Source organism: Peribacillus sp. NPDC101481 (assembly GCF_044767165.1).
In the GTDB taxonomy this organism is placed as follows: domain Bacteria; phylum Bacillota; class Bacilli; order Bacillales; family DSM-1321; genus Peribacillus.
The window spans coordinates 1,211,865-1,229,803 of sequence record NZ_JBIWNJ010000001.1; the positions used below are offsets into that span (position 1 = coordinate 1,211,865).

Below are 17,939 nucleotides of genomic sequence, written 5' to 3' on the forward strand. Positions count from 1 at the left end.
TGTTTTACGTTCATCTCCTATTAAGTAAATCCGTTCGGAGTGAAGCCTACGGAGGGTTCTTTCATTAAGTCATCATGTGGAATGCTTTCAGCCTCGGCATTTCCTCTCTTTTCATGTGTTTCTTAATTACTCTTCTCCATCATTGGTTATTGCAGTAATAAGTCTGATATTTTATAATCATACGGACGTTAACATCAAATGTCAAGGCAGACTGAGGATTTTGTCGCATTTTATTGGTTCAAACGTTTTTTCAGATTTTTGATTGTCCGGACATTGACTCCGAATTCAGAAGCCAATTCAACAAGGTTTGCGCTTTGTTCCTTTTGGATGAAATCGTGAAAATCGACACCCAATACTTGATTGCCTCCGCTTAAGCTCGTTTGATCTTTTTCGCTGAATTTCATGTGGTTTCCCTCCTAGAGTTATATAAGCTCTATTCTTTCCTAAAAAAAATGTTTTTTGCACAAGGAAAGAGGGAAATTTTCATTGAACGAGAATACATACATATAGACATTAAAAGGGAGAGACAACTTATGAAGAAGAAATCGGGTTTATTTGGCCTGACACTGATGCTGATATTCTCAGCGATTTTCCCCGTCAATCACGCTTTTGGAAAAGATGAAGGGGAAAATATCGTGACGAACCAAGTGGTCAATGTCCGTGAAGGTGCAGGCCTCAGTTTCCCTATCGTGAAAAAACTGGAAAAAGGGGACTCGTATCCCATTCTGAATGAGGATGGCGACTGGATCGAAATCCGGATTGGCGCCGGCAAAACGGGATGGGTTGCCAATTGGTTAGTGGAGAAACAAACTGGGTCTGAAACCAATCAGGTCAAAAAGGAATCCGGACAAGGCGTGATATCAGGCAGCTCGGTCCGTGTCCGTACAGGTCCAGGCACTACATTTCAAACGGTTGGGTCCTTGAGTAAAGGTACAGCTGTTGACATCATTGAAAAAAATGAAAATTGGATAAAGATCAAAACGGCGGATATCGAAGGTTGGGTCTCTTCTGACTACCTTAATCTCCCCGCCGCATCAGGAAATTCAGCGAAGAAAGATTCAACTAAGAAAAAAGAAACGAATCAATCCGTAAAAACCGGAGTAACTTTGGTGGACCGGCTCAATGTCCGTTCGGAACCATCGACAAGCAGTGCCTCGCTAGGAAAGCTGAATAAAAATACGTCAGTGACCGTTTACAGGGTTGAAAATGAATGGGCTGAAATAGATTTCCAAGGAGTCCGCGGTTGGGTAGCTGAACCTTACATACAAGTAAGCGAAGGTAAAGAAGACATGAAAAATGAAACGGCAGGCGCCACTGCAAGGGTGACCGCTGCGGGTTTAAATGTCAGGAAAGAAGCCTCTCTCTCCAGCAAGGTCATCGGTTCGGTGAACAAGGATGAGACGTACGCCGTACTGCAAACAAAGGGAAATATGACACAGATCAAGCTCTCCGGTTCAAAAAAGGGCTGGGTCGTGAGTTGGTACCTGGAAAAAGAGAATGTTGAACAAACGGCTAAGGAAAAAAAGGTTGATGTAAAAGGAAACGAGATTACCATCATTCATGATGGTACGATTCTTAGAAGCGAGCCTGATGGCAACTCGAAGATTGTCGAGCAGGCCAATGCAGGTGAAACGTTCTCCGCATCAGGTATGGAAGGCGACTGGTACTCCATTAAACTGAAGAGCGGAAAAACGGCTTATGTGGCCGGATGGATCGTGACGATCGAAGGGAATTCGGAGCAGATCCAACGACCTGGCGTTGAAAAGTACTTAAAGGATAAAACCATTGTGATCGATCCCGGCCATGGCGGCAGGGATAGCGGTACGATAGGCGTCGGTGGAACACTCGAGAAAAACCTGACGATTCGTACGGCAGAGCTGCTGCGGGACAAACTTCAGGCGGCAGGAGCTAAAGTGATCCTGACCAGAAGCGGAAATACCTATGTTCCACTCCCTTCCCGGGTCAGCACTTCTCATATACATAACGCGGATGCTTTCATCAGCCTCCATTATGATAGCACCAAGGACCAGATCACCAGCGGGATAACCACATACTACTATCATGACTACCAGCATGCATTGGCGGCTACTCTGGCCAATTCACTCGGTTCAACCATGCAGGTGCCCAATCGCGGATCACGTTACGGGAATTTTCATGTTACCCGCGAAAATAAACGGGTAGCTACACTTATTGAACTAGGTTATTTAAGCAATCCAGTGGAAGAATTGACGTTAACATCGAATGAGTATCAAGAAAAAATCACATCTGCCATCTATAATGGATTGGCGAGGTATTTTAAATAAGAATTAGAAAAGCCAGCTTCGAATCGAAGCTGGCTTTTCTACAAAAATAACCTGCCGCAGCAGGTTATTTTTTGCTTTCAAGTATTAGTGTAACGGGACCGTCATTAGTAAGCTGAACATCCATCATGGCACCAAATTGACCGGTTTCAGTATGGACGCCTTTCTTGCGGAGTTCCTCGTTAAATGCTTCATATATTTCATTCGCCTCTTCAGGACGGGCGGCGTCCATGAAGTTCGGTCGACGGCCTTTGCGGCTATCGCCGTATAAGGTGAATTGTGAAACTGATAAAATCGAACCTCCCACATCCAAGAGTGAATGGTTCATCTTTTCATTTTCATCTTCAAATATTCTGAGATTTACAATCTTATCGGCCAAATAGGCGGCGTCATCGATGGTATCCCCATGGGTGACACCAACCAACAGGACGAGCCCGCTGTCGATTTGCCCGATGACTTGGTCTGCGACAACGACTTTTGCCGCTTTGGAACGTTGTAAAACAACACGCATGGCAATAAAAACTCCTTAGTTCATTATCCTTCTAACGGAATAAACATCTGAAATTTGTTTGATACGGTCGACGACCTTTTGTAAATGGGCAATGTTATGGATATAGATCGACATGTGAATGGTCGCCACCTTATTCCTGTCCGATTTACCCGAGACCGCCGAAATGTTGGTCTTGGTTTCATTGACGGCCTGCAGCACTTCGTTTAATAAGCCGCGACGGTCATAGCCGCTGATTTCAATCTCAACGATGTATTCCTTGCGTTCATTAATCGTACTTTCCCATTCAACAGGTACAAGGCGATGGTCGGAATCCCCGCTATCCAGGTTCGGGCAGTCCTGTCTGTGAACTGAAACTCCACGGCCTTTGGTTATATAACCAACGATTTCGTCCCCTGGCACTGGGTTGCAACAGCGCGATAAACGGATAAGCAGGTTATCAATCCCCGGTACCTGTACACCTGAGTCACGTTTTTTCGATGTATTGGAGAAGGTTTTCAGGTCGGCTACAGCTTCAGAAATATCCGCTTCTTGCTCGACCATTTTCTGCTTACGCCATTTTTCGGTAAGGCGGTTAGCTACCTGAAGGGCAGTGATTCCGTTATATCCGACTGCTGCATACATATCTTCTTCATTCAGGAAGTTAAATTTATCTGCAACACGCCTGATATTCTCGGCCGTCAGGATTTCCTTCAGGTCGAACTCCATATCCTTGATTTCCTTTTCAACAAGCTCTTTGCCTTTTTCGATATTTTCTTCCCGGCGCTGCTTCTTGAAAAATTGGCGGATCTTGTTTTTCGCCTGAGATGTTTGCGTTAGTTTAAGCCAATCCTGACTTGGACCATATGAATGCTTAGAAGTTAAGATTTCTATGATGTCGCCAGTTTTCAGTTTATAATCCAGCGGCACCATTTTCCCATTCACCTTGGCACCAATCGTTTTGTTTCCGATTTCCGAGTGAATCCGGTAAGCGAAATCTATCGGGTTGGATCCTGATGGCAGTTCGATGACATCGCCTTTTGGTGTAAAAATGAATACCATATCAGAAAAAAGATCTATTTTAAGGGATTCCATGAATTCCTCTGCATTAGTCGCATCATCCTGGAATTCAAGAATTTCCCGGAACCATGTCAATTTTTCTTCCAGTGAAGGCTGTTCACCGACATCTTTTCCTTCTTTATAAGCCCAGTGCGCGGCAACCCCAAACTCGGCAATGCGATGCATATCGGAAGTACGGATCTGCACTTCCAGCGGGTCGCCTTTCGGTCCGATCACCGTCGTATGGAGCGATTGATACATATTCGGCTTCGGCATCGCAATATAATCTTTGAATCGGCCTGGCATCGGCTTCCAGCATGTATGGATGATCCCTAAAACGGCATAGCAATCCTTTATGCTATTGACGACGATACGAACGGCAAGCAAATCATAAATTTCGCTGAACTGCTTATTCTGCAAGGCCATTTTACGATAAATGCTGTATATATGTTTCGGTCTCCCGGAAAGGTCAGCCTTAATATTGACTTCCTCAACGTTTTTACGCACTTCATCAATGACTTCTTCCAGATACTGTTCACGTTCTGCACGCTTTTTCTTCATCAGGTTGACGATTCGGTAATACTGCTGAGGATTCAAATACCTTAGGGCAGTATCTTCAAGTTCCCATTTAATTGTACTGATACCAAGACGATGAGCAAGCGGTGCGAAAATTTCCAACGTCTCGTTCGATATCCTTCTCTGCTTTTCCTGCGGCAGATGCTTCAATGTCCGCATATTATGAAGTCTGTCCGCAAGCTTGATCAGGATGACCCGTATATCCTGGGCCATCGCCACGAACATTTTCCGATGGTTTTCCGCCTGTTGCTCCTGCTGTGATTTATACTTGATTTTCCCTAACTTTGTCACGCCATCCACAAGCATGGCGACTTCAGGACTGAAATTTTCTTCAATATCCTTCAGAGTGATCTCCGTGTCTTCAACAACATCATGTAAAAAACCTGCCGCAATGGTTGCAGGGTCCATTTCAAGTTCAGCCAGAATGCCCGCCACTTGAATCGGATGAATAATATAAGGCTCTCCCGATTTACGAAATTGTTCTCGGTGAGCATATTCTGCATACTTAAACGCTCTATGAATAAATTCAGCTTCTTCCGGCTGAAGATATAAGCTGGCCCGTTCTACAACCTGCTCGGCAGTCAATATTTGATCATTAGCCATTTAATCACCTTTACCCCACTTTAACTGCCACCGGATATGATCCGGATTGAGTATGATTGGTAGCACTTCCCTTTATTCTGCAAAACGTGACAATTTTTGCGAAAAAAAATAAATCCGCTTAAACGGATAAAAGTGCAAATAAACTTATTAGCAGAAAAACTCTTTATTATTACTATTATCGAAAAAAAAGGCAAGGATGTAAAGAGATAAACGTGTATTTTATAAAGAATACTGCTTTTTTTCACTGGAAATTCGACAAAATCCAGAAAAAACGGGTAAAAACAGAAAGAGCACCCTGGTCAGAGTGCTCTTCTTTATTAAAAGCTCATTAATGTCAAGACATCATAGCCGTCTAATTTATCTTTACCATCCAAGTCAGTCAATTCAATGAGGAATGCAATCCCGGCTACAATTCCGCCAAGCTGTTCAACCAATTTGATCGTCGCTTCGATTGTTCCCCCGGTAGCAAGTAAATCGTCCGTAATCAATACACGCTGTCCCGGTTTAATGGCATCTTTATGGATTGTCAATACATCCTTGCCATATTCTAATCCATATTCGACTTTTATCGTTTCACGTGGAAGTTTTCCTTCTTTTCTCACTGGAGCAAAGCCCACTTCCAATGAGTATGCGACTGGACATCCGATAATGAATCCGCGCGCTTCCGGCCCGACCACCAAGTCGATATTCTTATCGCGAGCGTACTCGACGATTTGGTCTGTTGCGTATTTATAAGCTGCACCGTTATCCATTAATGTTGTAATATCTTTGAAGACAATACCCGGTTTTGGCCAGTCTTGCACAATTGTTACATATTGCTTTAAATCCATTGCTTTGTTTCCTCCTCAAGGTCTGTTGCCTCATGAACTAAATAATGATTGAACCAATCGAATAATTGCTGATAGGAAGAATAAACAAGCTCTTGTTCAAGCTCAAATTGCTCTTTCTTTCTTGTATACGATTCAGATTCACTGAGATCGCGTTTTTTCGCATTGGTTGTGAGCATAATTAATCCATTCTCTATTGTAACAAAATCAAGCTCAAAAAACACCTTAGAAATGAAATCCACAGTATCTCTTGACCAGCCGCGATATTTGGCTAGGTCATCACCATATCTTTTCACATCGAGCGGTCCCTTTTTGGCAAGGAAGGCATAAAACCATTTGAAATGATCCCTTGTTGGCATCGTACTTAGGAAATGGTCCTGTTCATGGGAAAAGTGAGCGTAGATACGCGAAGGGTGCTTATCGGCAACCACCCGTTTCAAATATTCCCTTGACGGCGGCATGTCCATGAATGCCAAATGTCCTTCGAAGCAGTCGAGCTGCTCTGCATCCAGTTCATTCTTGATAATAACGAGATCCGGATGATTTTGTAAAAATGGATATCTGTTATAAATATCTTCCGAGAATATGACGATCTTCCGATTTTGTGCAGGAATGTCGGCAAGCCACTTCTCTGCCTGTCCCTTGCCGCGGTAATCGAATAACTGCCAATGGTTCACCGAGACATCCTGGACAAAGATCTGGGGCTTTTTCATATTATTCCACTCATTGATGGAAAGCTCACCAATAACCGAGACCTCAGCGTGTGGAGCTATTTCATCGACAAAATGACCAAGACCGAAGCCCACACCGTCAAGTTTGTGATTTTCACCATCTTCCAGCTGGACCTTCAGGTGATTTTGGTTAGCACCTATTTTGCGGACACTTGAAAGCTGTACGGAATCTATCAATATCTTCGGCTTGGGATTCGTTACCCCAAATGGCGCCAGCAAGCTCATTTCCTGAATCGTTTGAATGGATACGTCAGCTAAAGTCGTAGTACCGTCCAAGTTTGTAATCGGTGTGAAGTCCTCTTCGTTCAGTTGTTCCTTCGCAATCAAATTCATGCGGTCCCTGAGCTCCTGGACATCTTCAATTTTCAATGTCATTCCAGCAGCCATCGGGTGCCCACCGAAATGAGGCAGCAGTTCACGGCAGGCGGAAAGACTTTGAAAAAGATCGAAACCGGCAATGCTCCGAGCAGAACCTTTCGCGTATCCCTTTTCCCGGTCATAGCTCAATACAATCGTGGGCCGGTAAAAGCGTTCAACAAGTTTAGAGGCAACGATCCCCACGACTCCTGCGTTCCAGCCTTCCCTTCCGATGATGAGCACGCCATTGGACTCCGGCGGGAAGTTTTCCTCGACCTCAGCAATCGCTTCCGCCGCCATTGCTGCAACCATTTCCTGCCGCTCTTTATTGATATCATTAATTTCATTCGCAAGTTCCACCGCTTCTTCCAGGCTTTGTGACATCAATAAATCGACAGCGGGATCGGCATCTCCAAGGCGCCCGACAGCATTGATCCTCGGTGCCATCGCAAAGCCGATTGATTCTTCATTCAATGCTTCCTGCTGAACATTCGCCACTTTCATTAACGCAACAAGTCCCGGGCGGCGAGTCAAACGTAACTGCTCGATGCCTTTCGCAGCAATGAGGCGGTTTTCCCCTTGCAATGGCACTAAATCCGCTATCGTGCCGATTGCCGCTATTTCAAGGAGATCCTCAGGCAATTCCCCAAGCAGGGCGTGTGCAAGCTTAAATGCGACCCCTACTCCGGCAAGGTCTTTAAATGGATAGGAACTGTTCTCAAGTTTAGGATGGATGATTGCCAATGCCTCAGGCAGTTCCGGTCCCGGTTCGTGGTGGTCGGTCAATATATAATCCATGCCAAGCTCGCTGGCAAGTTTCGCTTCATCGATTGCAGAAATTCCGGTATCGACGGTTATTAATACCTTCACCCCTTGCTCAGCTGCAAGGCGGAACGCCATCGGATTCGGACCATACCCCTCTGTAAACCGATTCGGGATATAAAAATCAACATTGGCCCCCAATTTCATCAGCGCAGTCATCATCACTGTGGTCGATGTCACGCCATCCGCATCATAATCACCGAATATACGTATTTTTTCCCCATTTTGAATGGCTTCTCTTATTCTATATACTGCTTTATCCATATCCTTCAATAAAAATGGATCATGAAAAGTTTGATTTTTTACAAATAAAAACGATCGGGCACTTTCAATTGTATCCAGGCCTCGATTCACAAGCAGGGCTGCAACCAAAGGTGTGATATGAAGCTCTTCAGCTAGTACAGCAACTTTGTTTTCATCGGCAGATTGCAAGTTCCACCGTGTTTTTGGCTTTAACATTTATTCACCCCTCAACCTACTCATTATACAAAACGAATATACCAGTTTCAATTTTATTTTAAACTCATAAATGGCTGTAATTCCCTATCCAATAAACTTAGTTTAACAAAAAGAAGGCTGGCATCATGCCAGCCCCCTCTCACCTATTAAACTTGTCCTTCAAGACTTTGTTTCTTTTCTTTTGCGGTATTCAGCGGACCCTTCTTCTTCAATTCCCTGATTTTTAAATCAAGCCAGAATTGGGAAGCGATCAATAGCGATGAATAAACGCCGCATATCAAACCGATGAACAAGGCAATGGAGAAGTTTCGGATAGCTTCACTACCGAAGATCATCAATGCGATGACCGTAATGAGAACGGTCAAAACCGTGTTAATGGATCTCGTCAAAGTTTGCCTGATACTGATGTTAACAATGTTCTCAAGCTCTTCGGCGGTTTTGATTTTACGGCTGAAGCGTAGGTTTTCACGAATACGGTCAAAGGTAACGATCGTATCATTGATCGAATAACCGACGATCGTCAGAACCGCAGCAATGAAGGTGATATCCACTTCGAGCCGGAGTAAGCTAAAAATCGTGATGATGAAGAAAGCATCATGTATTAGCGCGACAACGGCAGGAACAGCCATTCGCCATTCAAATCGTATCGATACATACAATATGATTCCGATTGATGCAATCGCTAACGCAAACATGGCATTTTTCGCAAGCTCTTTCCCTACAGTCGGTGATACGGTGCTGACATTCGGTTCTGCTCCGTAATCCTTCTTGAAATGGTCCTTCAATTCAGCAATCTCTTGTTTATCGAGGACACCGACTGTCCGAACGACAGCATTCTTATTGTCTTGTCCAGCGAGCCTGACATCCTTGATATCCCCTTCGTCGATACCAACCTTTTCCATTTCGGTTTTGACTTGCTGTGTCGTCAAGACGTCTTTGGAAGCAATCTCGATTCGGGTGCCGCTCGTGAAATCAATCCCGAGATTCAATCTAAAGACGAGCAGGAATATGATCCCGATAATGGTGACACCGATTGAAATGCCATAAAAAACTTTCCGATGTTTGACGAAATCGATTTTATCAAAGCGTGTTGGCAATGACATTAAATCCATCTTCTCGGATAAATCGTGAATGTGCTTCTTCTTCACGCCAAACCATCCTGTACGTTTGTCGAGGAACCCGCTATTCACCCACAGGCTCATGAAGAGGCGTGTACCATAAACGGCTGTAATGAAACTCATTAAAATCGAAATGATCAAAGTGGTGGCAAACCCTTTAACCGAGCTTGTTCCATAATAGAACAGTACGGCCGCAGCCAGCAGGGTCGTTAAATTCGCATCCGTGATTGTAGCAAGTGAATTCTTAGTACCTTCTTTATAAGCCGCCTTAACGGATCTACCAAGTTTCAATTCATCCCTGATTCGCTCATAGGTTATGATATTGGCATCGACAGCCATCCCGACCCCGAGTACCAATGCCGCAATACCAGGCAGCGTAAGGACCGCATTCATCCAATCAAACACTAATAGAGTCAAGAAAATGTATATGCTTAAAGTAACGACTGCAATGAATCCCGGGAAGCGGTAATACACAAGCATGAAGATAAAAACAAGTGCAATCCCGATGATTCCTGCAAAAATAGTATCATTCAGTGCACCTGCACCGAATTGGGCACCTACAGAAGTGGAGTACTTTTCTGTTAAATCCACAGGAAGGGCACCTGCATTCAGAAGGGCTGCAAGCTCTTTCGCTTCTTCAACCGTGAATTGACCGGTAATATACACCTTCTTCGTATTAAAAACTTCACTGACAGCTGGAGCTGAAATCATATTGTCCTGTGAAGAGGTATCTTTGATGGAATCTTTTCCTTCCTCAAAATCCAGCCAGATTGCAAGTACATTAGTCGGACTTTCCATCGTGGATATTTTTTGAGTGATGTCCTTAAATTTATCCACATCTTTCAATGTGACTTCAACAACCGGTTGATTATCTTGGAACGTTTGTTTCGCGCCGCCTTCTTTCAGGTCAGCCCCGGTCATCATTTCCTTATCGTTGTAATCACGGAAGGATAATTTAGCTTGTGTCGAAAGGATTTCCCGAGCGTTGTTCTGGTCTTTGACCCCAGCCAATTGAACGCGGATCCGGTCTTTCCCTTCGATTTGAATGTTAGGCTCGCTAACACCCAAAACATTGACACGCCGCTCAAGCGAGCTTACTGTAGCCCGTAAAACATCCGGGGTGATTTTCTCCCCAGACAGCGGTTTTACTTCATATAACACTTCAAAACCGCCTTGAAGATCAAGACCCAGCTTGATATCCTTTAGGATTCCTTTTGAAGTCGTCCCCATCGCTGCGAAAATCAAAAGTGCGATTAGAAAAAACGCAACGATCCTGCTTCTTTTTACCATTATGTAGTAGGCCCCTTTCTATAATACGCCTGTTCCTGAAGTTAAAAAAACTGTCATTTTTTGTTCATATGATAACTGCATTCCCTTTTCTTCTTGAGAAAAAAGACACAGCTTTCCATGCTTTTCCAAAAAAAGCATGACCATATCTATTATGAGTCAAATACAAACAGCTGTCAATTTAAGTATATCTTTGCGTCATTCTTTCAAAAGTTCCTTCAGTTCATCTTCAGAAAGCGGCTCAAATAGGTTTGGTGATTTATAAGCTTCGACCATTTGGAAGGTCATGAACTGGTTGCTCGAAAATGTCACGATATCTGCGACAAGTTCATGTATGTGAATGTTTTCCTGAGGACGCTTCCATTTATTTTTGGTTAAGGTTCCCCATATGTCTTCCTCCGTTACGGCATTCAATCCGACCATTTGGAATTCCTCACGCTTGCTCTTTAAAAATGGACGCACCTTTAGATAATACCTTTGATAGGGATGATTCTTTTTTGCCATCACTTTGCCTCCAGTAAAAATGATTCTCAAATGAATGCGCATTTTCTTAGAAGGGTTTCTTATCATTTGTTAGAACGCAAACAAACACTTTTGTCATGCTTTGTCCAAGTACAAGCATATAGATAATTGTATAGCATAACCGCTTTTTTGAGAAGGCAGGGAGGGAGTTCAATGTCCAAATTTTTAAAAGGGACGCTGATTTTATTAATCGCAAGCCTGATTACACGGGTTCTTGGTTTCATTAACCGCATTGTCATCGCCCGCTTCATCGGCGAAGAAGGCGTTGGTTTATATATGATGGCTTTACCGACCCTCTTTCTCGTCGTGAACATAACCCAGTTAGGCCTGCCAATCGCCATTTCGAAATACGTGGCTGAGGCCAATGCCAGAGGTGATGAACGGAAAATCAAGAAAATCCTTGTCGTCTCTTTGGCTTGCACCTTTACTCTATCGATGATTTTCACTCCTGCGATGCTGCTTTTCGCACCGGCTCTCTCAGAATACCTATTCACTGATAAACGGACGGTATGGCCGCTCATGGCGATTGCCCCTATAGTACCGATCATCGCCATATCTTCCGTACTGCGCGGTTATTTCCAAGGCAAGCAAAATATGAAGCCATTCGCTTTCTCACAAGTTATCGAACAGGTGGCCCGAATCACTTTCATAGCCGTCCTGACAAAGGCCTTTTTGCCATATGGAATCGAATATGCTGCAGCCGGGGCGATGTTCGCATCGATTATCGGTGAGCTTGTATCTCTCATCTACTTATTGACCAGCTTTAAATTAAAGAAACATTTTAAGTTCAGAAAGGGTTTCTTCAAGAATGTCAAATCCGGAAAAGGAACGTTCACCGAATTGATGGGAATTGCCCTTCCTTCTACCGGAAGCAGGATGATTGGATCGGTTTCATGGTTTTTCGAACCGATAGTGGTCGCCCAGAGTTTGGCACTCGCCGGAGTCACCGCGGCCGCAGCCACAAGTCAATACGGGGAGCTGACAGGGTACGCCCTGCCTTTACTCATGCTACCTTCCTTCGTTACGTCATCATTGGCGACGGCACTTGTCCCGGCAGTGAGCGAAGCCCGTACGACCGGAAACTTTTCACTCGTTGAACACAGGCTTCAGCAGGCACTGAAAATCACCTTTATCACAGGCTGTTTAGCTATCGTCATTCTGTTCATCTTTGCCGAACCGATTTTACAAGTCATGTACGGCTCTTCGCATGCTGCCGTTTTCATTAAATTCCTGGCACCCTTTTTCATACTTTATTACTTTCAATATCCGCTGCAATCCATGCTGCAAGCACTGGATCTTGCAAAGGCCGCAATGTTCAACAGCCTGGCTGGTAACATCCTTAAAATCGGTGTGATCTGGCTGCTGGCGTCAAAGGAAAGTTTCGGGATCATGGGTGCCGCAATCGGGATAGCAGTCGGTACGATGCTCGTTACCTTCCTGCATTTTTCTACTGTGCTGAAGGTCGTCCCTTTCACGCTTCATTTCCGCAGCTATATGTCAGCTTTGGTCCTTGCCTTAATTTCCGGGTGGGGCGGTTATTATCTTTATCAATTCCCGCTCTCCTCACAGCCACTTGGCATACGGCTTTTGCTTTCCGTGACCGTCGTCATCCTGCTGTTCACATTTTTCCTGCTCATGACCGGCAGCATAAAAAAGGCGGATCTGATCAGGATTCCTGTAGTGGGCGGCTTTTTATCAAAATTCGCTTGGAAATAAAATGAACCGAAGCATTAAAAGGCTTCGGTCATTTCTTCGTTTCATTTTTATCGATATAAAATTGGCCATCTATGTACCCACAAATCGAAATCTCTTTAATCTTCGTTTCTCCCAGCTTTTTCAACTGGTGCCGGAGCCAAAAATGATTTTTGCCAATTCTATCGAGATTCCTCTCCTGTATCTCCCCGTCGATTATAAGGGGATAAGGTGTTTCCTTGGTTTTAGACCTTTTATCTTTGGTATTCTTGATGATCGAAAGCTTCCCGGTAGATTCGAGGATTGCGAATTGCACCTCATTTAAATCACTAATTCCCTGTTCTCGCAGCTGGGTCAATAAATCATCGAAAGTATATCGTTGCTTACGCATCGCTTTTTCATCTATTTTCCCTTGATTGATGATGATCTGGGGCGTACCGTCCACGATGTTTCGAAATCTAATGCTTTTCAATGAAATGAAAGCCAATATTATTTGGATGAAAGCAAGAACGAACATCGGAATGATTTGCCTGAAAAATGGTCTATCCAAATCTTCAAAGGAAAGGACGGCAATGTCCCCGATCATGATGGATACCACTAAATCAAGAATGCTCAATTCCCCAACTTCCCGCTTACCCATCATTCGAAAAAGGATTAAGATGACTAGATAGATCACTGTTGTTCTAAAAATAATAGCCAGGATATCCACTTCAATACCACATCCTTCATCCATAGCATGGCTTGGGAACTGAAAAATTACTCTATATTCTTTTCTAATTTTGCGGGAAGCTTCCTAAACCTGGTCTAAAGGTTCGATATCGGGAATATGCTTGTACAAACACATAAACAGGCTATACGTATCAGCCTTTCAAAAAGGAGGAATACCCATCGAAACTAAAAAAATGAGTGTCGCCGTAATTTATGGCGTAGGCTCCATCTTTGCCATAGCGATGATTGCTAGTTTAATCGTTTCCATCCTTCTTCGTTTTACTTCACTGACTGAATCATCCCTGACATACGTGATCATGATCGTGTCCTTTTTATCGCTGTTCATTGGTGGATTCATTTCAGGAGGCAAAGGGAAAAAGCAAGGACTATTCTTGGGCGGGAGCACTGGGCTGCTTTATCTGTTGGTCGTGTTCCTTTTTCAATATTTAGGTCACGATGCACTTTTCACCATCAAGCAATGGATATACTATGGCTGTTTCGTGATTACGGCCATGATGGGCGGCGTGCTTGGGGTCAACATGAGTTCCGACTCCCGCACCGATTAAAAAAACAGCAAAAAAAACCGGGCACATGGCCCGGTTTTCGTTTGTCTTATACGGATACTTCCTTATTCGGTGCGCTTTCCGTTATTTCACGGATTGCTGCACGGTCAAAAGTCAGTTTTGTGCCGTCTGGTGATTTAATGACGATTTTCAGGTCATCAATTGCATCGATTGTTCCGTGCATACCGCCGATAGTAGCAACTTTATCACCTTTTTTCAGACTGCTTTGCATGCTTTGCGTAGCCTTTTGGCGTTTTTGCTGCGGGCGGATCAATAAGAAATAGAACAATACGAACATTAAAATCAACGGAAGTATTTGTGTTAAAGAACCCATTCTGTATATTCACTCCTTTCGCTCATTAAAATATTTATGGAATTAGAAGTTTCTCGCATTTGGTTCATTGAAACCATACTGCTCAAAAAACTCTTCCCTAAAGTCTCCAAGACGATCTTCTCGAATAGCTTGTCTGACCTGTTCCATCAAGTTTAACAGAAAATGAAGATTATGGTAAGTCGTAAGACGAATCCCAAAGGTTTCTTCACACTTAATCAAATGGCGGATATATGCCCGGCTATAATTCTTGCAAACATGGCAATCGCAATTTTCATCGATTGGACCGAAATCGCGTGCATACTTCGCATTTTTCACAACCAGCCGCCCATTGCTCGTCATGAGCGTACCATTACGCGCAATTCGCGTCGGCAGTACACAGTCAAACATATCGATACCGCGGAGTGCACCATCAATCAATGAGTCAGGCGAACCGACTCCCATCAGGTAACGAGGTTTGTTACTTGGCAGCAGCGGACTTGTAAACTCAAGGACGCGGTTCATGATATCCTTCGGTTCCCCAACGGATAACCCTCCAATAGCATAACCCGGGAAGTCAAGGGAGACAAGGTCTTTTGCACTTTGTTTGCGAAGGTTTTCAAACTCCCCGCCTTGAACTATACCAAACAGCCCTTGGTCATTAGGACGCTCATGTGCATTCAAACAGCGTTCCGCCCAGCGCGATGTCCGTTCAACCGACTTCTTCATATACTCTTCAGTCGCCGGAAATGGCGGACATTCATCAAATGCCATCATAATATCTGAGCCAAGCGCATTTTGTATTTCCATCGCTTTTTCCGGGGATAAGAATAATTTATCGCCATTCAGATGGTTCCTGAAATGCACGCCCTCTTCTTCAATTTTGCGAAACTCGCTCAAACTGAAGACTTGAAAGCCTCCTGAATCGGTCAAAATCGCCCGATCCCAGTTCATGAACTTATGCAATCCGCCAGCTTCCTTGATGATTTCATGCCCCGGACGCAGCCATAAGTGGTACGTATTGCTCAGGATGATGCCAGCCCCCATTTGTTTCAAATCTTCCGGGGACATCGTTTTGACAGTAGCCATCGTTCCAACCGGCATAAATGCCGGCGTTTCGAATGAACCATGCGGCGTATGGACCCGGCCTAGCCGTGCCCCTGTCTGTTTACATGTTTTGATTAACTCATATCGTATTGCAGTCAACGCAATAACTCCCTTCAAGAGCTTCTCACTCTTATATTACTTAATTAACATTGCATCTCCAAAACTAAAGAACCTGTATTTTTCTTCCACAGCCGTTTCATAGGCATGAAGGACATGCTCCCTGCCCGCAAGTGCAGAAATCAGCATGATTAAAGTCGATTTGGGCAAATGGAAGTTCGTTATCATCGCATCGATTCCTTTGAACTCATAACCAGGATAAATGAAGATGCTCGTCCAGCCATTCTCTTCCTTGAAAACCCCATCATTGCGGGACGCAATCGTTTCCAATGTCCTTGTGGACGTAGTGCCGACCGTAATGATTTTCCCGCCTTTTCCTTTCACATCATTCAGTAATCTGGCAGTGCCTTCCGTCATTTGATAAAATTCGGAATGCATTTCGTGGCTATCAATATCGTCGACACTTACTGGACGGAATGTACCAAGCCCGACATGCAGCGTGATGAATGCGATGTGGACACCCATCTCTTTAAGTTTCCCGAGCAAATCCTCCGTAAAATGCAGGCCAGCGGTAGGTGCGGCTGCAGATCCCCGTTCACGCGCATAAACCGTTTGATAGCGGTCCTGGTCGTCGAGTTGTTCCTTGATGTATGGAGGTAACGGCATTTCGCCAAGCTTCTCCAGTATTTCATAAAATATGCCTTCATATTTAAATTCAAGGATTCGGCCGCCATGTTCAAGTACACCTGTACAAACGGCACTCAGCTTACCATCGCCAAAAACGATTGTCGAGCCTTCTTTAATCCGTTTGGCCGGCTTCACAAGCGTTTCCCATACATCATCATGCTCTTGCTTAAGCAGCAAGACTTCTATTTTTGCACCCGTTCCTTCTTTACTGCCGTAAAGCCGGGCCGGAAGCACCTTCGTATCATTCAACACCAGGCAATCTCCCGGTTTGATATATTCCGTGATATGGCTGAATACATCATGCTGAAGCTTGCCGGTTTCTTTGTCCAGCACCATCAATCTACTTGCTTCCCTATCCTCCAAAGGAACTTGGGCAATCAGTTCCTCCGGTAAATGAAAATCAAACATATCCAATTTCATCTGTTCCACTTCCTTACGTGTCTATCAAGCTGTAATCATTATTTAAAACGGCCGATCAAATAAAAAATCGCGGACAATACAACACTGACGATGATTGATGTAACGATGGGAAAGTAAAACGTCGTATTCCCCTTTTTCAGAAAAATATCTCCCGGCAGCCTGCCGAGACTGATATATTTCATCGCAAAACCAATCACGAATATTATCACACCCAGAATCATAACCATCTTTGGTATATTCATCATTCAGGCATCTCCATTCCGAAATGCTCATAAACAAGCTGTGTTGCCATCCGGCCTCTTGGGGTACGCTGAAGAAAACCGACTTGTAACAGATATGGTTCATACACATCTTCGATCGTATGCGCCTCTTCGCCAATCGTTGCAGCAATCGTTTCCAGACCCACGGGCCCGCCACGGAATTTTTCAATAATCCCTTTAAGTAATTTATGGTCAATATGATCGAGTCCTAAACGGTCGACCTGCATTAATTCAAGCGCATAATCGGCAAGCTCGGCCGTTATCGTACCATCACCGCGTACCTGGGCGAAATCCCTGACCCTCCGTAAAAGCCGATTGGCTATTCTTGGTGTGCCCCTTGATCTTCTTGCAAGCTCTGCCGCTGCTTGATCATCCATTTCCGTATCCATGATTCTTGCAGTACGGATGATGATATCAGTCAAATGGTTTTCCGTATAATATTCAAGACGGCTCAAAACGCCAAAACGGTCCCTGAGCGGTGCAGACAGTGAGCCTGCACGTGTCGTGGCCCCTACGAGGGTAAACGGCGGCAAGTCGATCCTGATGGAACGGGCTTCCGGCCCCTTACCGACTACAATATCCAGACAGAAGTCCTCCATAGCCGGGTATAGCACTTCTTCAACGACACGGGGAAGACGGTGAATCTCATCAATGAACAATACATCACCCGGTTCAAGTGCACTCAAAATGGCCGCCAGATCTCCCGGCCGCTCAATGGCGGGACCGGAAGTCGTGCGGATATTCACACCCATTTCATTGGCGATGATGACGGCAAGCGTCGTCTTTCCAAGGCCAGGCGGTCCATATAAAAGTACATGATCGAGCGTTTCTTCACGCATCCTTGCCGCTTCGATATATACACTTAAATTCGCTTTCACTTTATCCTGTCCGATATATTGCTTTAAGTTTTGCGGCCGCAGGCTTTGTTCAAAGGACAGTTCGTTCAAATCGGCTTCCTGATTGAATATTCTCTCCTCCATTGCGCCA

16 protein-coding genes and 1 other annotated feature (1 of these 17 only partly in view) are annotated in these 17,939 nt (G+C 44.4%); of the genes, 3 read left to right on the plus strand and 13 right to left on the minus strand.

Annotated features, from left to right (window positions below; translation table 11 throughout):
* Positions 1 to 152: a binding site (T-box leader), on the minus strand; it reaches 85 nt to the left of the window's first position.
* 78 nt (positions 153 to 230) lie between these two features.
* On the minus strand, positions 231 to 404 hold the full coding sequence (locus tag ACIROD_RS05835) for a hypothetical protein (RefSeq protein WP_034308777.1): 174 nt from the start codon (positions 402 to 404) through the stop codon (positions 231 to 233).
* A gap of 129 nt (positions 405 to 533) precedes the next feature.
* On the opposite strand from ACIROD_RS05835, the gene ACIROD_RS05840 reads away from it, so the two are divergent.
* On the plus strand, positions 534 to 2,303 hold the full coding sequence (locus tag ACIROD_RS05840; protein ID WP_402938695.1) for an N-acetylmuramoyl-L-alanine amidase family protein: 1,770 nt from the start codon (positions 534 to 536) through the stop codon (positions 2,301 to 2,303).
* A gap of 64 nt (positions 2,304 to 2,367) precedes the next feature.
* On the opposite strand, the gene dtd is transcribed toward ACIROD_RS05840, so the two are convergent.
* The 6 genes from dtd to ACIROD_RS05870 all read right to left on the minus strand — a co-directional run bounded on the left by dtd (position 2,368) and on the right by ACIROD_RS05870 (position 11,130).
* On the minus strand, positions 2,368 to 2,811 hold the full coding sequence (dtd, locus tag ACIROD_RS05845; protein ID WP_137020406.1) for a D-aminoacyl-tRNA deacylase: 444 nt from the start codon (positions 2,809 to 2,811) through the stop codon (positions 2,368 to 2,370).
* Positions 2,812 to 2,826: 15 nt separating this feature from the next.
* The gene (locus ACIROD_RS05850) at positions 2,827 to 5,025 is read right to left on the minus strand and encodes a RelA/SpoT family protein (RefSeq protein WP_101222762.1); all 2,199 of its coding nucleotides are present in this window, start codon (positions 5,023 to 5,025) and stop codon (positions 2,827 to 2,829) included.
* Between the two features lie 317 nt (positions 5,026 to 5,342).
* Entirely contained in the window at positions 5,343 to 5,855 is a 513-nt protein-coding gene (locus ACIROD_RS05855) for an adenine phosphoribosyltransferase (protein ID WP_034308789.1), read from the minus strand.
* Positions 5,846 to 8,221: a single-stranded-DNA-specific exonuclease RecJ gene (gene recJ / locus ACIROD_RS05860; protein ID WP_402938699.1), complete on the minus strand. Its 2,376-nt coding sequence runs from the start codon at positions 8,219 to 8,221 to the stop codon at positions 5,846 to 5,848. Before recJ ends, ACIROD_RS05855 begins: the two co-directional genes overlap by 10 nt.
* Before the next feature lie 146 nt (positions 8,222 to 8,367).
* Positions 8,368 to 10,629 carry a protein translocase subunit SecDF gene (gene secDF / locus ACIROD_RS05865; protein WP_402938702.1) on the minus strand — a complete coding sequence of 754 codons (2,262 nt, stop codon included), beginning with the start codon at positions 10,627 to 10,629 and terminating at the stop codon, positions 8,368 to 8,370.
* Positions 10,630 to 10,824: 195 nt separating this feature from the next.
* Positions 10,825 to 11,130, minus strand: a complete 306-nt coding sequence (locus ACIROD_RS05870; protein WP_157831013.1) for a post-transcriptional regulator — start codon at positions 11,128 to 11,130, stop codon at positions 10,825 to 10,827.
* Between the two features lie 171 nt (positions 11,131 to 11,301).
* Between ACIROD_RS05870 and spoVB the strand changes: the two genes are divergently transcribed.
* Positions 11,302 to 12,864 (plus strand): stage V sporulation protein B, encoded by a 1,563-nt coding sequence (gene spoVB, locus ACIROD_RS05875; RefSeq protein WP_101222766.1) that lies wholly within the window; start codon positions 11,302 to 11,304, stop codon positions 12,862 to 12,864.
* 28 nt (positions 12,865 to 12,892) lie between these two features.
* Here the strand turns inward: spoVB and ACIROD_RS05880 are convergent, their stop codons facing one another.
* The gene (locus ACIROD_RS05880; protein ID WP_101222767.1) at positions 12,893 to 13,573 is read right to left on the minus strand and encodes a DUF421 domain-containing protein; all 681 of its coding nucleotides are present in this window, start codon (positions 13,571 to 13,573) and stop codon (positions 12,893 to 12,895) included.
* Between the two features lie 169 nt (positions 13,574 to 13,742).
* Between ACIROD_RS05880 and ACIROD_RS05885 the strand changes: the two genes are divergently transcribed.
* Entirely contained in the window at positions 13,743 to 14,114 is a 372-nt protein-coding gene (locus ACIROD_RS05885) for a TIGR04086 family membrane protein (RefSeq protein ID WP_174524159.1), read from the plus strand.
* A 46-nt stretch (positions 14,115 to 14,160) separates the two neighbouring features.
* Here ACIROD_RS05885 and yajC read toward each other — a convergent pair whose 3' ends face one another.
* The 5 genes from yajC to ruvB are packed head-to-tail and all read right to left on the minus strand — an operon-like array spanning position 14,161 to position 17,932.
* Positions 14,161 to 14,445, minus strand: a complete 285-nt coding sequence (gene yajC, locus ACIROD_RS05890) for a preprotein translocase subunit YajC (RefSeq protein ID WP_076365002.1) — start codon at positions 14,443 to 14,445, stop codon at positions 14,161 to 14,163.
* A 42-nt stretch (positions 14,446 to 14,487) separates the two neighbouring features.
* Positions 14,488 to 15,627 (minus strand): tRNA guanosine(34) transglycosylase Tgt, encoded by a 1,140-nt coding sequence (gene tgt, locus ACIROD_RS05895; RefSeq protein ID WP_101222768.1) that lies wholly within the window; start codon positions 15,625 to 15,627, stop codon positions 14,488 to 14,490.
* 36 nt (positions 15,628 to 15,663) lie between these two features.
* Positions 15,664 to 16,692, minus strand: a complete 1,029-nt coding sequence (queA, locus tag ACIROD_RS05900) for a tRNA preQ1(34) S-adenosylmethionine ribosyltransferase-isomerase QueA (protein ID WP_101222769.1) — start codon at positions 16,690 to 16,692, stop codon at positions 15,664 to 15,666.
* A gap of 38 nt (positions 16,693 to 16,730) precedes the next feature.
* A complete protein-coding gene (locus tag ACIROD_RS05905) occupies positions 16,731 to 16,937 on the minus strand; it encodes a DUF2905 domain-containing protein (RefSeq protein ID WP_137020415.1) in 207 nt (68 codons plus the stop codon).
* On the minus strand, positions 16,934 to 17,932 hold the full coding sequence (gene ruvB, locus ACIROD_RS05910; protein WP_034308811.1) for a Holliday junction branch migration DNA helicase RuvB: 999 nt from the start codon (positions 17,930 to 17,932) through the stop codon (positions 16,934 to 16,936). Before ruvB ends, ACIROD_RS05905 begins: the two co-directional genes overlap by 4 nt.
* Positions 17,933 to 17,939: the final 7 nt, after the last annotated feature.